Annotated in this window: 1 protein-coding gene; it reads right to left on the minus strand. The window is 44.1% G+C overall.

What is annotated here, in order from left to right; genetic code table 11:
• Positions 1–212: 212 nt before the first annotated feature.
• The coding region (locus P5674_RS25715; RefSeq protein ID WP_315670475.1) for a reverse transcriptase N-terminal domain-containing protein at positions 213–547 on the minus strand (335 nt) is incomplete at its 5' end.

The following is a 547-nucleotide window of genomic DNA, read 5'->3' on the forward strand; positions in this document are numbered from 1 at the left end:
CCGGGTAGTTATTTCGGGCATTTAAGCCCTATTTCATACCCGAACGTCTCGCACCTGCATCCAATACATAGTATTCACCTTTGTTAATACTTTGGTAAATTCTGGTTATTGCGTCGTGGGCTGACCTTCCTAGCCTGAACCCGTAGCTAGTGCCTTCAAATCTTGATTCCCATTCGGGCTCAAGTGCCGATTTAACCAAGGCTTGCCTAGCTCTATCTTGGATTGTGGGTATTCCCATTCCCGCTTTTTTCATCCCTACCAGGTTTTGGTATCCATACTCTCCTAAGTGCCTTTGCTTTGAGATTTCCTTTGATTTTCTCGGTCAATTCCAGTCTTTGTTTAGGGGAGATTGTGATAACCCCGTCTACTCCAGCCGTCCTTTTTCCTTGATTGTCTTGAGTCACTCGTCGCACTGCTAAGAGTCGGGCATAGTATGATTTCACCAATAGACGTTGCCACCTTCTAACCTTTGCATTCTGTCCCGATTTATATGCTTGAAATATACTCTTTTGGAGCTTAAAAACTTTCCGTTGAACCTTAGTCCATA

Origin of the sequence: Limnospira sp. PMC 289.06, from assembly GCF_032350395.1 — a bacterium.
GTDB classification, from domain to species: Bacteria; Cyanobacteriota; Cyanobacteriia; order Cyanobacteriales; family Microcoleaceae; genus Limnospira; species Limnospira platensis.